Below are 15,721 nucleotides of genomic sequence, written 5' to 3' on the forward strand. Positions count from 1 at the left end.
AAACTACCGATTAAATCGGAAATATACCATTCATTTTCACCCCTCAACTAAGTGCAAGGTTTTGTTTCATGGCTAAAATTAAGTTCTTATTTTTGCACAAATTTTCCGAGAATATGACGTTGATTAAGAATCTTTTCACCCTACTCACATTAAGCCTTTTAACCTTTGCCTGCACAGGTATTTTACCTGAACAAAAGGAGGAAGTACAACCCCAGCAAAAGTTGGAAGTACAGGCCAAAGAAAATGGGGATGCTCACTCTTACGCCAACATCAAGGAAATTAAAACTCAACACCTGCATTTAGATTTAGAGGTTGACTTTAACGACAAGATAATTTTTGGGGTAGCGCGTCATACCATGCTAAATATGGGTACAGATACAGCTATTTTCGATGTTTCTGGTTTAGATATTCAACGCGTAACTATTGGTAAAACCAATGAAGTTGAAACTGATTATATTATAGGAGAAGAAAAAGGAGAGCAAGGAGCTCCTTTGGCGGTTCAAATTACAGATACTACTACACACATTAATATTTACTACAAAACAACAGAAGCTTCCAATGCTTTGGATTGGTTAGCTCCTTCTATGACAGAAGGTAAAGTTCATCCTTTCTTGTATACACAAGGTCAGGCCATATTAACTAGAACCTGGATCCCCTTGCAAGATACACCCGCAAATAGAATTACTTACAGTGCTGACTTAACTGTTCCTAAAGATTTAATAGCCTTAATGAGTGCGACGAATCCCACAGAAAAGAATGCAGAAGGAAAGTATCATTTTGAAATGGATCAAGCTATTCCATGCTACTTGATAGCTTTAGCCGTTGGTGATATAGCGTATGCATCTTTAGGTGAAAATTGTGGTGTTTACTCAGAGCCGAGTTTAATAGAAGTTGTTAAATATGAATTTGCGGATTTACCAAAGATGATAGAGGCTGCAGAGAATTTGTATGGTAAGTATCAATGGGAAGTATATGACGTATTGGTTTTACCTTACTCCTTCCCTTTTGGAGGAATGGAAAATCCACGTTTGACTTTTGCTAATCCTACATTGATAGCTGGAGACAGAAGTTCTACCTCTGTAATTGCCCACGAATTAGCACACAGCTGGTCTGGTAACCTTGTAACCAACGCCACTTGGGATGATTTCTGGTTAAACGAAGGATTTACCGTTTATTTCGAGAATAGAATTATGGAATCTATTTACGGAAAAGAAATTGCTGATATGCTTGCATTGGTTGAATTCCAAGAATTGAAACATACTTTGGCCAAAATGGCAGCAAGTGAACATCCAGAAGATTCTCGTTTGAAATTAGACTTAGACAAACGCAGACCTGATGATGGAATGACAGACATTGCTTACGTAAAGGGTGCCTTTTTCTTAAAAACGCTAGAAGACACGGTAGGAAGAGAAGCCTTTGACATTTTCTTAAACAAGTACTTTGAAACACACAAGTTTCAAACTTTAACAACAGAAGAGTTTATTTCTTATTTGAACAAAGAACTACTTACTCCGGCTGGAATAAAGTTCAATACTGAGGAGTGGATCTATGAAAATGGATTACCTGCGAACTGCAAAGAAATTAGTTCTAACCGATTTGAATTAGCAGAAGAGAATGCTAAAGCCATCGCTGAAGGGAACACAAAACAATTGAAAAGCTTACAACGCGACACTTATGTGATGCAAGAGTGGTTAGCCTTTTTAAGAACCCTTGATGGGCAAGACATTGATACCAATTTGATGGCAAAATTAGATGCCCATTGTGAATTTACCCATTGGGGGAATGCCGAGATTGCAGAGGAATGGTATGGATTGGCTATAAAAACAGGATACATGCCTGTAAAAGATGAATTGGAAGCTTTCTTAATGAAAGTAGGAAGAAGAAAGTTTTTAGAACCTTTGTACGAGGCTTTAATAGCTGGTAAACACGAAGGGTTAAATAAAGAGTTTGCTTTAGAAATTTTTGAAAAAGCGAAAGATAATTACCACGCCGTATCCGCTACAACCCTAAGAGAAATGTTGGATATATAATCTACATTGATCTTGGTATTGTTTTCAAAATTAACTACAAAAAAAGCGCCTTGGTTGGGCGCTTTTTTATGTTTTAAACTTCCACACCTGCTAGTGTTAAAGTTTCTATGTCAATTTTTTTCATGGCCATAAATGCTTTGCTGACGGCCTCTATTCTGCTTTGGTCTTGCATTAAACTTCCCAGTACCGAAGGTATAATTTGCCAAGAAATTCCAAACTTATCTTTGAGCCAACCGCATCTTCCTTCTTCTCCTCCTTCACTTAATTTTGACCAAAAGGAATCAATCTCTTCTTGACTATCGCACAATAGCATAAAGGAATTCCCCTCTGTAAACTGCCAAGTATGCTGTTGCGGATTTTCGGATAACATAAGGACTGTACCGTTAATGGAAAATTGGGTATGTTGTATTTTTCCACTGTAATCAGCCCCCATTGCTTCGGGGTATTTTAAGACACCTCCAGATTGGTAATCGCTAAATAATTCGGCGTATAAACTTAAGGCTTCTTCACCTCTACCAAAATTAGCTCCTGTAAAGGTGAGAAAAGGACTTACCCGTTGGTTGACCAAACTAATTTCTCCCAAGGCCAATTGCCAAGAAACACCAAACTTGTCTTCTACCCACGCGTATTTCTCTGCCCAAGGATACTGATCTAAAGGGAGGTAAACTTTACCTTCTTGCATCAATGCAGTGTAAACTTGGTTAAAGTCTTTTTCCTCCTCAATTAAATAGTAAAAAGACACAGCCGGTGATGGTCTGTAGCTTGGTCCGCCATTCATTAACGTCACGCGTGTTCCATCTATATCTATGCCTGTTAGAAAAGGACTCTCACTTAAAATTTGCACATTATGTAAAACCTGTGCGTAGAAACTCGCTGCCTCAGAGGCTGAATTATCTAGCCAAATACAAGTACTAATGTGCTTTTTCATTGCTTTATGCTTTAAGGGTCACCTTTCCTTCAACAGGAAAGAAGGTCTTACAAGATAAGTTTTCCGCACAATATTTAAAAGAAAAATCTAGTTCTTATTATCCGCTGCCTAATTAACCGAGTACAAAGATTGCTTTAAGAAACGGTAGCTTCCAGTTGGGGTATACTCCTTAATTTGCATGCGTTGCTCTGTGGTAGAGGGAGTTAAAATAATTTCTTCACCTTGAGCATTAAATTTTACCTTCAATTTATCAAAGGATGCAGGAACATTGGTCCAACGATAAGTCAATTCACCTGTTTTAGAAATTTCATATTCTAAATGTGGACTTTGGTGTTGTGTTAAATACACCTTAAAAAACCAAGTAAAGTCTTTCCCTGTTTTAGCATTGACCACATCAATAAAATCTTGAGAATCTACAAGCGAATATTTGTATTGATCGTAAAAACTAGAAATGATATCGAAAAACAGGGTGTCATCATTTAGCTGTTCCCTAAGCGTATGTAAAATCCAAGCTCCCTTCACATATACATCAGAATGTTTACGAAAATGGAACCATCTCCTCCCCTCAACGCCTACCACAGGATATTTATTTTCGATTGAGGGTCGAATTCTGCGCAGACTTATATCGTAATATTGCTCACCCAACATCTGTTCATAATACACCGATTCTGAATAAGTGGCAAAACCTTCTTGTATCCATACATCAGCCAAGTCTTTTACCGTAATGCTGTTTCCCCACCATTCATGCGCCGTTTCATGCAGGATAATATAATCCGTGGTAAATAAACCACCCTTACTGTACCCATTTCCATAAGCGATGGCAGATTGATGCTCCATACCTGCATAGGGAGATTCTATCATTTTAAAACCGTCCTTATACCAGGGATATAACCCAAAAATTCTTTCATACACTTTTAAAATATGATGGGTTTGTTTAAAGTGTTTTTCAGCTTTTTTAGCATGCTGTTTTAACACATAGTAATTTAAGGTTAATTCATCTCCACCCAAACCTTTGTAGCTATCCTGAACCAAGGTAAAGTCTCCCACATACACGGTTATATTATAGGTATTGATGGGGTAAGAAACAAACCAAGTATAGCTTGTAGTTTCCTTATTTTCTAAGGTATTTTCTAAAACACCATTCCCTACGCCAATAAGTCCTTTCGGAACAGTATAGGTCATTCGCACACTATCAGGTTCATCAGCGGTATGATCTTTCAACGGCCACCATAAACTCGCTCCATCCGATTCACAAGCGACACCTATCCAAGGTTTACCTTCAGTATCTTCCTTCCACACAAATCCACCTTTCCAGGGAGCTTTCTTCGCCTCTTCAGGAGCACCATTATATTTTACTTTTAATATGAATTCATCCCCCTTTTTATGCGAAGTTTGAACAAATACCGCACGGTGCTTTCTATCAAAGCTTAGAGCTTTATTGGAATGTACATCTTCTAGCGATGTGATTTCAAAATTTGGATGTAGATCTATTTGAAGTGTATCAAAATTGGCTGTTGCAATGGCGTGAATAAAGACTGTCCCTTTTAAGGTTTGATCCTCTGGATGAACCTCTATTTGTAAATCATAGTAATTTACATCGAAACAGGTTCTTAGAGGGGTGAGTTCTCCCAACAAGATTTGTTCTTCACTGAACTTGGGAATCTTTCCTTCTCTTTTAGGTGTTGCCATTTCTGAACGAAATAAAGAACAGGACCCAAAGAGGAGAGCTAAAATAAGGGCAAATAGGTAATTGATAAATTTCATATTGTGTAGTCTAACAGCTGTTAGACTTTCGAAAGGTGGAAAAGTTACATGCATGGTTGAATTTTTATGGGAATATAACAAAAAAGCCCCTCTCAATTGAGAAGGGCTTTAAACAGTTTATCATAAGGCTATTGAACCTGAACATTTCGAGAAAATAATATCTCCCCATTTTTAACTACGCGCAACACATATGCCCCTGTAGGAAGGTTCTCCCTCTTCAATTGAACAACATCTGATTTTTCAACTTCTTTTGTCACAGCAACTGCCCCTGTTGCATTCACTAATTCTATTGTCACATCTGACAACTCAGCATCAAATACAATATTCAATACTTCATTGAAAGGGTTTGGATAAATACTGATACTCGTTATCCCGTATTGTTCTAGTCCAAGACATTCATCTACAACTATGTCAAAACTATAGTTTAGAGGACAACCATTTTCAGAATCAACACTATAATTTAAAGTATGTACTCCCAATCCTACAGTAGAAGGATCAAACATAGTATCGTTCACTATTCCTGTCCCTGAGAAAACTCCTCCTTCTGGTAATAGATTTGGCAACTCCATCCAACCATAATAATCGCAAGTAACACTATCATATGCATTCACCAAAGAAACATTTTCATTTAAGGCCGCACAGTCTATTATCGTTAGAAATGCAGTATTCGTTATAACAGCTGGATTTTGATCAAAATAGATATACGCCGTATTATTTATAACTGTCCCTTTGGGTAAAGAAGGTACCAATTCCATGTTAAATTTAACATATCCTTGACTACCTAGATAATTTACATTACTATCTGGTAAAAAGATATTTTCAAAAGTGAATACAATTTCTCTTGTGGCTTTAATTTCATAGGTCATATTATGTGATGCACTTATAAATTCGAAACTGGAAATATCAAGTTCATCACCTATAATATCACTAATTACTACATTAGTTGCCGTATCATTACCCGTATTTTGAAAACGAATCAAATACTCAATAAGGGTATCTTCTTCGTTGATGTAATTTTCAACACCTAAACCTGCGGGAATTGATGTTTTATCGTTCGGATCGTAAGCACACGTGTTCATTCTTTCAGTACTATCCGTAAAATTTGAAACGATATTACCATTTTCCAATACATCCACCTTCAACTTATTCAGTTGGTAGGTTCCCATACTTAAGAATGATGGGTTATAATATGAAACATCCATTTTATGCTCATTACCAAAACCAATGTCACTAAAATTAAAGTAAAAGCTTTGACCATTTATTGAATCTGGAAGAACGCTGGCATCAAAATAATCGAGACTATCATCTAAGTTAACCAAGAATACTCCTGATGGTTTAATGGTACCTTCATTTCTAATGTTTACCCAAACTTTAGACAGACTATTACAAGAACCCTGACCGGTAGTGATTTTTGCTGAAAGTTGATAAAACAGAGAATCGGGTTCTAAACCGAAATCAAGGTTAACGTAACTCGTACCTACCGTATCTATTGAAATATGGTAAACTAAAGAGTCCGTACTTACACTCCACCCCCCTTTTTCTATCATCAATTCATATTGGCCAAGACCAGCATTGATATTGAAATCAAAATTACCATTGAAATCAGTTATAGTTATATCAGAGGTTGGATTCGTTTTTACTTTAACATAAGGGAGTCCTTCCTCACCAGCATCTTTAACTCCATTCCCGTTTAAGTCGGCAAATACATGACCTTTTACATTCGCCTGTGCTACAGATTCATTGTACATCACAGAAAAAACATCATTCACAAACATGTATAGCAAATCTTGGTCACCATCATTGTCTATATCCTTCAATTCAAACTTACTTGCATGTAAAGGGGTAATTAAGGTTTCCACGGCCTCAAAACTTCCATTTCCTAAACTTTTACAATAGTACATTCCCTTTTCAGGTTCATAGGTTAGACCTTTAGAATAAACTAAATCATTCCATCCGTCGTTATTTACATCTGCAAATTGAAAATCATTAATCACTATTTGGGTTGACAAAACAGAATTAGGTAATAATTGCACTGGAGTTACCGGGAAAACACCACCATTTCCCTGCTGAAACAACGCAAATTGATTGTTAAAATTATAACCTTTAACCACCAAATCTAGTTTTCCATCTAGAGTCACATCTTCAAATACATAGTTCCCTGCGGTATAATTACTACCAAATGGTGTCAGTTTATCTACATTCATAAACTGATGATTACTATCAGAATAACAAATGACCACAGTATCTGGAACTAAATTACTCGTTGATCTATAAGTCAAATCCTTAAATCCATCATTGTTAATATCATAAAACCCAATGTCGTATGGATAATAACTAGGTGCAGCTATGGCATATTTTGTAAAATTTCCTTGTCCATCATTGTGACATAAATAAAAGGAATCAGCTGGACTGTCTAAATAGAAATAGTCGGTAATTCCATCCTCATCATAATCTAAACTCATAGGCACAAAACTGCTATAACTGTTTTGTACTTCCGGGTTACTAAGGTGGAGCCCTGCATTACCTTCAAAAAGAGCAACTGACATCAAATTACTACCATCAAAAGGACCTATTAATAAAAAATCTGTAAGGTTATCACCGTTTAAATTTCCTGTTGTTGTAAAACTGAACGGTACTTCAGTACCTAATGCATTCTCAGCTGTTAAATAGCGTTGATCATAAACACCATTTCCCTTACCTAACCAAACATTTAGATAAGAATTAGAAAAACTCTGATTGAAAATATCCGTTATTCCATCTCCATTAAGATCTCCTACCATTATTTTCTTAAACCCACTATGTTGTAATAGGATAGGATGTTTTTCAGTTTGAATAATTCCATTCCCTATTCCCTTCAACACGAAAGGTTTCTGAGGATTCACGTTAGCTATGTCCTTAATTCCGTCACCATCTATGTCTTCAAAATAAACTCTGTGTATGTAAGGTATTTCATCGCTAATAACTACACCTTGCTCAAGTGGAAATGAATTCAGTGGATTTTTTTTATACAAAACCAGGTCATTCCCCCCTGAGCTTTTCATTAATAAATCTAGATCACCATCGTTGTCTATATCCACACTTAAATGTCCGGGCTGTCCGTTAATTTGCAAATTGGTAGGAAGAGTATCTGATACTACAAAGTTGGTTTGGTTGAAACTAAAAATATAATAGGCCCCCATCCAGTTACCATATACCATTTCCATCTTACCGTCATCATCGAAATCAAAATTAAATTGATGATTAATAGTTAATGAATTGATTAAAACAGTATCGGCCTGAGCCAAAACATGATTTCCTAAATTTTCAACAAAAACAGAATAGGTCCCTGTAGATGTATTTAATCCTTCAACGAAGTCTAAATCTCCATCATTGTCTACATCAAACCTTTCATAATTTGCCAAGTTATAGCTGTAAAGATTACCTTCATCGACAAATGCGCCACCATTGTTCCTGTACCATCTGCTATAAAACGAGTAATTTTCGATGAAAATATCCTTTTGATTATCTTGGTTTAGATCTTCAACATGAAACTGAATAAATCCAAAAGTTCCGATATTTAAATTGAAAAGAAAATTCAAATTTGAAAATCCACCATTACCATCATTGTAAAGCACGTAGATTTCAGTAAGGTTTCCTGTAAAAATTAAATCTTCAAAACCATCCCCATTCATATCAGCTATATTACAGCATTGAATATTGGTAATGTAATCCGGAAAAATAAAAAGAGATTGAGGAGCTACGAAACTAAGATCCGCATTCGCCTCCATATAATGAAAAATGTAATTTCCAGTATGATCGCTTTTACGCACGGCTAATACATCTAGGCGACCGTCATTGTTAACATCTAATAAATCATTTTTCTCACCACCGATAGTTTGTGCTACAAACAAATTATCCGCACTGAGAACTTTAGGACTACTGAATTGAGCAATTCCAAAAAGACTTGAAAAAATAGATAGTAATAGAAGGGTGATTTTGGTGTTCATAAAATTAAGTTTGATTCAAATTTAAATATTTCAATTTAAAAATAGCCGCTTAGGGCTTGATTTATACTATAATGCAAAAAAAAGCCCCTCTCAAAATGAGAAGGGCTTACATTAAATACAATTAAGTATTAAATATCAATATTTGCGTACTTCGCGTGTTTCTCGATAAATTCTTTACGTGGTGGAACTTCGTCTCCCATCAACATAGAGAAAATCTGATCACTTTCTGCTGCGTTTTCTATGGTTACTTGACGTAATGTTCTTCCTTCTGGATTCATAGTTGTATCCCAAAGTTGTTCTGCATTCATCTCTCCCAAACCTTTGTATCGTTGCACTCCAACTGAAGAAGCTGGTCCAGCACCTTTGAATTTCTCTATCAACAAATCACGTTGATCATCGTTCCAAGCATAGTCTGACTTACTTCCCTTCTTCACCAAGTACAATGGTGGTGTTGCGATGTAAATGTATCCTGCTTCTATCAACTCACGCATGTAACGGAAGAAGAACGTTAAGATCAATGTTTCGATGTGGCTACCATCCACATCGGCATCACACATAATAATGATCTTGTGGTATCTTAATTTTTCCGTGTTTAAAGCTTTTGCATCATCTTCTGTACCTACTCTTACCCCTAAGGCTGTGTAGATATTTTTGATCTCTTCGTTTTCGAAGATTTTGTGTTGCATTGCTTTTTCAACGTTCAAGATCTTACCTCTTAAAGGCATGATAGCTTGGAACATTCTATCTCTACCTTGCTTTGCAGTTCCACCTGCAGAGTCTCCCTCGACAAGGTAAATCTCACATTCTGCCGCATCTTTTGAAGAACAATCCGCCAATTTACCAGGCAAACCACTTCCGGTTAATACATTCTTACGCTGAACCATCTCACGTGCTTTACGTGCCGCATTTCTGGCTCTTGCTGCAAGGATAACCTTCTCAACGATTTTCTTAGCATCGTTTGGGTGTTCTTCTAGGTATATTTTCAACATTTCAGAAACTGCCTGAGATACAGGAGCAGTAACTTCTCTGTTTCCTAATTTCGTTTTGGTTTGACCTTCGAATTGAGGTTCCTGAACTTTTACAGAAACTACGGCTGTTAAACCTTCTCTAAAGTCGTCACCAGCAATCTCAATTTTTTCTTTAGTCAACATACCGCTATCGTCGGCATATTTCTTCAAGGTATTCGTTAAACCACGTCTAAATCCAGAAAGGTGAGTACCTCCCTCGTGCGTGTTAATATTGTTAACGTAAGCTTGAATATTTTCTGTGTAAGAAGTGTTGTAGGTTAAAGAAACTTCAACTGGAATACCGTCTTTCTCTCCATCAATGTAAATTACATCTTCTATTAATGGCTCACGGTTTCTGTCTAAGTACTGTGCGAATTCTTTCAAACCACCTTCAGAGTAAAATACTTCCTCTGGTGCTTTTCCATCTTCGTCTTGACTTTCTGCTCTATTATCTGTTAAAGTGATTTTAATCCCTTTGTTCAAGAAAGCCAACTCACGCATACGAGCCGCTAAGGTCTCATAATTGTAAACGTGGTGTTCAAATATTGTTCTATCTGGTTGGAAAGTAACAATAGTACCGTTCAATTCAGTTTCACCAACAACTTTAACGTCGTATAAAGGCTTACCAATTTCGTACTCTTGTTGCCAAATTTTACCGTCTCTATAAACTGTAGCTTGTAAGTGACTAGAAAGTGCGTTCACACACGATACACCTACCCCGTGTAAACCTCCTGATACTTTGTAAGTATCTTTATCGAATTTACCTCCGGCGTGCAATACTGTCATTACAACCTCAAGTGCAGATTTTTGCTCTTTTGAGTGTAAGGCGGTTGGAATACCCCTACCGTTATCTTCAACAGTGATTGAGTCTCCTTCGTTGATCGTAACTTTTATTGTGTCACAATATCCAGCTAATGCCTCATCAATAGAGTTGTCTACTACCTCGTAAACACAGTGGTGAAGTCCTTTTACACCAACGTCACCAATATACATGGCTGGACGTTTACGTACGGCTTCTAACCCCTCTAAAATCTGAATATTATCCGCTGAATAATTTGCTTTTGAATTTTCTTCGCTCATAATATAAATTATACAATTTATGATTTTCGTACCCGCATTAACATGGCGTTAAGACAGGGCTAACAAATATAGCGAATAGATACCGCAAAAGCTAGTTAAATAGACCTAGATATACATGCTATTTATTAACATGTAATCAACAAAAATATGATGGCTTAAAACTTAAAATTGAGGCATAAAAAAAGCCCTCTTAAAAAGAGGGCTTTTAAATATCTTAACCACCGAAGTCGTCGAAAGATACGTTTTCTGGTGGAACTCCCCAGTCATCACACATCTTAACAACCGCGTTGTTCATCATTGGCGGTCCACAGAAATAGAATTCTATATCCTCTGGCGCTTCGTGATGCGTTAAATAGTTATCAATTACCGCTTGGTGAACGAAACCAACGAATCCGTCTCCTTCGTCATCCATGTTTTTCTTTTCTTTCCAGTTATCTTCTGGTAATGGCTCAGAAAGAACCAAGTGGAACTTAAAGTTCGGGAAGTCACGCTCTAAAGAACGGAAGTGCTCTAAGTAGAACAACTCTCTTCTAGAACGACCACCGTACCAGTAAGAAACTTTACGATCCGTTTTCAAAGTCTTGAACAAGTGGTACAAGTGAGAACGCATTGGCGCCATACCTGCTCCACCACCGATGTATAACATTTCAGCATCAGATTCCTCGTTGATGAAGAATTCACCGTAAGGTCCTGAAATAACCGCTTTATCACCTGGTTTCAAGTTAAAGATGTAAGAAGAAGCAACTCCTGGGTTAACCTTCATCCATCCATTTGCATTTCTATCCCATGGTGGAGTAGCAATACGAACGTTCAACATAATTCTTCTTCCTTCAGCAGGGTAAGAAGCCATAGAGTACGCACGAACAACATCTTCGTCATTCTTCATTTGAAGATCCCATAAACCGAACTTATCCCATTCTGTTTGGAATTTCATTGGTTCTCCTGGGTGATCTTCTGGGTGCGCAGTGATATCCATGTCTTTGAAATTCACTACTGTGTTAGGAATACGAATTTGGATGTAACCACCCGCTTTGTAATCCATATCCTCAGGAATCTCAACTATAAACTCTTTAATGAAAGAGGCAACGTTGTAGTTAGAAACAACTTCTGCTTCCCACTCCTTAATTCCTAAGATTTCGTCATGGATTTTAATTTCCATGTCTTCTTTAACTTTTACCTGACAACCTAAACGGTAGTTGTCAGCAATCTCCTTACGAGAGAAGTGCGGTTCTTCTGTTGGTAAAATGTTTCCACCTCCAGAAAGTACTTGACATGTACACTGTACACACGTACCCCCACCACCACAAGCTGATGGTAAGAAAATACCTTGACTTCCTAATGTAGAAAGTAGTGACCCACCACCATCTACTTCTAATTGCTTATCACCGTTGATAGTAATTTTAATCTTACCAGACGGAGATAACTTTGCCTTAGCAAATAGCAACATACTTGTTAGCAACAAAACTACTATTAAGAATACTGCTACTGTTATAATAATACCTAAGCCCATATCTTATTTGTTTAATTCGATGTTTTGTGAAGTTTTAGGAGCTTCAACTTGTTCAGTTTCTGCTTTCTTATCTCCGTTTTTGTATTCAATTCCCATGAAACTCATGAAAGCGATACCCATCAATCCTGTAAGGATGAAAGTAATACCCAATCCTCTTAAAGGAGCTGGTACTTGAGAGTATCTAATTTTCTCACGAATTGCAGCAATCGCTACGATAGCTAAGAACCAACCAATACCAGAACCAATACCGAATGCTGTAGCATCAGCGATAGTAGAGTACTGACGGTCTGCCATGAACAATGCTCCTCCTAAGATAGAACAGTTTACCGCGATCAATGGTAAGAAGATACCCAACGCACCGTAAAGTGCAGGAGCAAATTTCTCTACCAACATCTCAACCAACTGTACCATAGAGGCAATTACTGCGATGAACATGATGAAAGAAAGGAAGCTTAAATCGATAGTGTGTGCACCATCTAAACCGTACTCAGGATTTAACCATCCTAAAGCACCTTCTTTCAATACGTAGTTTTGTAACAAGTAGTTCATTGGGATAGTGATTCCCAATACGAATATTACCGCTGCTCCTAATCCTACTGCTGTTTTTACAGTTTTAGATACAGCTAAGTAAGAACACATTCCTAAGAAATATGCGAAAATCATATTCTCAGAAAAGATCGCTTTTACAAATATGTCTAATGTAGTATCCATTATTTAATGTCTTTTATAATTAGTAAATCTCTTTTCTAGTGATCCTCGATTAACGCTTTATTTCTAGAACGCTGAACCCAGATAATGATACCAACAACGATCAAGGCCATTGGAGGTAAGATCATCATGTTGTTGTTCACGTATCCCATTGCGTACAAACCAGACTCTTCGCCTGGAAGGTTGTTTCCGAAAATTTCAAATCCTAAGATTTTTCCTGATCCAAACAACTCACGTACTAAGGCTACCAACAACAAGATCCAAGCATAACCAAATGAGTTACCTAAGGCATCCATGATAGATGGCCAAGGCTTGTTACCCATAGCAAATGCTTCGAAACGTCCCATGATAATACAGTTGGTAATGATCAAACCTACGAATACAGATAACTTCTCTGAAATATCTGGTACGAAGGCTTGTAACAATTCATCAACAATAATTACCAAAGAGGCAACAACTACTAATTGTACAATAATTCTAATTCTTGACGGAATTAAGTTTCTTAACAATGAAATTGATAAGTTACCCATTACCAATACGAACAATACAGAAACAGACATCCAAAAGGCCTGCTCAACTTGTACTGTAATCGCCAAAGCTGAACAAATACCTAATACCTGAATTGTAATTGGGTTATTGTCTGATAAAGGATCCGTAACTAATTTTCTATTCTTTTTAGAGAATAATGGCTCGCTAGGAGCTTTTGTTTTTTCTACAGTTTCACTCATCGCTTTCCTTATTTCTTGTTATTGAAATATTTTACGTAAACAGCCATAGTACGGTTCATCATTTCCCCTACTCCTACTGAAGTAATTGTACCTCCAGTAATACCATCTACTTTCATTTCGTTTACTCCTGATCCATCCTTCACAACTTGAATTGGTTGGAACTCATTGTTTACAGAAATTTTCTCACCAACCCATCTGTCTTCAAAGAAAGATTGTTTGATTTCCGCTCCCAAACCTGGAGTTTCTCCTTTGTGGTCGAATGCAGCACCTGCAATTGTTTCGTTATCCTCTCCAATCGCGATGTATCCCCAAATTGGTCCCCAAAGTCCTGCTCCTACAACTGGTAAAATTGTAATCATTTTACCTTCTGCGTTCTTCGCTTCGAAAACTGGGTATTTTCTATCTGCTTTTTCTATCGTCTTGTTTCTGTACTGGTTTCTTACATCTACGCTGAATGCTTTTTCACCTTCAATTACATTTCCAGTTGCATCCACTACGAAAGAGTTCAATACTGTTTCGTCGTAAATTCCATCTACCGTACTTCTTGTAGACTCAATTCCAATGGCACTTAAGATGTCCATTTTCTTTTTCTTCTCCGCGTTTGCTTTTTTGATATCCGCCAAACCAAGCGACAGAGATGCCAATATGGTACCTACAACAACAACTAATGCTATTGCAAATCCAAATGTATATCCGTTACTATCTCTATTAATTGCCATTACTATGCAGTTTTAAGTCTTTTTAAACGACGTTTAACATTTGCTTGAATTACGTAGTGGTCAATAATAGGAGCCATTACGTTCATAAACAAGATTGCTAACATTACACCTTCTGGGTAAGCTGGGTTCAATGTTCTAATTAACACTGCAATACCACCTGCCAAGAATCCGTACCATAATTTACCAACACTTGTTTGCGCTGCCGTTACAGGATCAGTTGCCATAAATACGGCACCGAATGCGAATCCACCGATGATTAAGTGGTAGTATGCTGGCATGTCAAAGTAAGCGTTACCACCTATCGCGTTCATCAATAAACCGAATAAGAATCCTCCTGCAAAGAAAGAAACGATGATTCTCCAAGAAGCAACACCTGTAGCCAATAAGATCAATGCACCGATTAATACAGCTAATGTAGAAGTCTCACCAACTGAACCTGGGATCATCCCCATAAATGCGTCAATTGGATCGTATTGTGCTTGGAATTTTTCTAACAATAATGAAGCACTTTCAGTAAGGTTCGTTTTCATTGCCTGTAAGTCAGCCAATGCAGTAGCTCCTGTTGCACCATCTGGCAACATTCCGTTGTTTGCAGCGATTACGTCAGCTGTTCCACCTTTCCATACTTTGTCTCCTGACATAGCAGTTGGGTAAGCGAAGAACAAGAATGCTCTAGCTGTTAAAGCAACGTTTAAGATGTTCATACCTGTACCACCGAAAACTTCTTTTCCGATAATAACAGCAAATGCTGTAGCAACACCAACCATCCATAATGGAACGTCAACTGGCATAATTAAAGGAATTAACATTCCTGATACTAGGTACCCTTCGTGTAAAGAGTGACCTTTTAAGAATCCGAAAACGAATTCGATGGCCAAACCAACACCATAAGAAACAACTAATAATGGAAGTACACGAGACAACCCGTACAATACTTTATCTCCAAAACCAGTCATGTAATCTCTGTATGCTTCAAACTCAGATCCTGGTAAGTACGATTGAATTTCGTAGTGCCAGTGACCTGTGTTGTAAATACCAAATAATAAACAAGGAATCAAGGCGATAACCACCATGAACATTGTTCTTTTCAAATCTACACCATCACGGATGTGCGCACCTTTTTTAGTAACGTGCTTTGGTGTAAATGCGAAAGTGGTCATCGTTTCATATAAAGGATGAAACTTTTCCCACTTGGCACCCTTTTCGAACATTGGGTCCCACTTGTGTAATAATTTTTCTAATGCTTTCACTTTATTATTCT

10 protein-coding genes are annotated in these 15,721 nt (G+C 37.3%); 1 reads left to right on the plus strand and 9 read right to left on the minus strand.

Annotated features, from left to right (window positions below; translation table 11 throughout):
* The first annotated feature begins 113 nt into the window (after nt 1-113).
* A complete protein-coding gene (locus tag BM327_RS09905; protein ID WP_090249863.1) occupies nt 114-2,030 on the plus strand; it encodes a M1 family metallopeptidase in 1,917 nt (638 codons plus the stop codon).
* 73 nt (nt 2,031-2,103) lie between these two features.
* Here the strand turns inward: BM327_RS09905 and BM327_RS09910 are convergent, their stop codons facing one another.
* From BM327_RS09910 to BM327_RS09950, 9 genes are all read right to left on the minus strand, one after another.
* Nucleotides 2,104-2,958, minus strand: a complete 855-nt coding sequence (locus BM327_RS09910) for a VOC family protein (protein WP_090248997.1) — start codon at nt 2,956-2,958, stop codon at nt 2,104-2,106.
* Between the two features lie 108 nt (nt 2,959-3,066).
* Nucleotides 3,067-4,647, minus strand: a complete 1,581-nt coding sequence (locus tag BM327_RS09915; protein ID WP_170853729.1) for a M1 family metallopeptidase — start codon at nt 4,645-4,647, stop codon at nt 3,067-3,069.
* A 203-nt stretch (nt 4,648-4,850) separates the two neighbouring features.
* Nucleotides 4,851-8,708, minus strand: coding sequence for an FG-GAP-like repeat-containing protein (locus tag BM327_RS09920; RefSeq protein ID WP_090249001.1), 3,858 nt, complete (start codon nt 8,706-8,708; stop codon nt 4,851-4,853).
* Nucleotides 8,709-8,836: 128 nt separating this feature from the next.
* Complete coding sequence (gene gyrB / locus BM327_RS09925; RefSeq protein WP_090249003.1) at nt 8,837-10,795, minus strand: DNA topoisomerase (ATP-hydrolyzing) subunit B; 1,959 nt, start codon at nt 10,793-10,795, stop codon at nt 8,837-8,839.
* Between the two features lie 214 nt (nt 10,796-11,009).
* Nucleotides 11,010-12,305 carry an NADH:ubiquinone reductase (Na(+)-transporting) subunit F gene (gene nqrF / locus BM327_RS09930; RefSeq protein WP_090249005.1) on the minus strand — a complete coding sequence of 432 codons (1,296 nt, stop codon included), beginning with the start codon at nt 12,303-12,305 and terminating at the stop codon, nt 11,010-11,012.
* Between the two features lie 3 nt (nt 12,306-12,308).
* Complete coding sequence (nqrE, locus tag BM327_RS09935) at nt 12,309-13,016, minus strand: NADH:ubiquinone reductase (Na(+)-transporting) subunit E (RefSeq protein ID WP_090249007.1); 708 nt, start codon at nt 13,014-13,016, stop codon at nt 12,309-12,311.
* Between the two features lie 35 nt (nt 13,017-13,051).
* Nucleotides 13,052-13,741 carry an NADH:ubiquinone reductase (Na(+)-transporting) subunit D gene (locus BM327_RS09940; protein ID WP_090249009.1) on the minus strand — a complete coding sequence of 230 codons (690 nt, stop codon included), beginning with the start codon at nt 13,739-13,741 and terminating at the stop codon, nt 13,052-13,054.
* A gap of 8 nt (nt 13,742-13,749) precedes the next feature.
* The gene (gene nqrC / locus BM327_RS09945; RefSeq protein ID WP_090249011.1) at nt 13,750-14,460 is read right to left on the minus strand and encodes an NADH:ubiquinone reductase (Na(+)-transporting) subunit C; all 711 of its coding nucleotides are present in this window, start codon (nt 14,458-14,460) and stop codon (nt 13,750-13,752) included.
* 2 nt (nt 14,461-14,462) lie between these two features.
* Entirely contained in the window at nt 14,463-15,710 is a 1,248-nt protein-coding gene (locus BM327_RS09950) for an NADH:ubiquinone reductase (Na(+)-transporting) subunit B (protein WP_090249013.1), read from the minus strand.
* Between the last annotated feature and the right edge of the window lie 11 nt (nt 15,711-15,721).

It is taken from the genome of Lishizhenia tianjinensis, from assembly GCF_900116425.1.
GTDB classification, from domain to species: domain Bacteria; phylum Bacteroidota; class Bacteroidia; order Flavobacteriales_D; family Crocinitomicaceae; genus Lishizhenia; species Lishizhenia tianjinensis.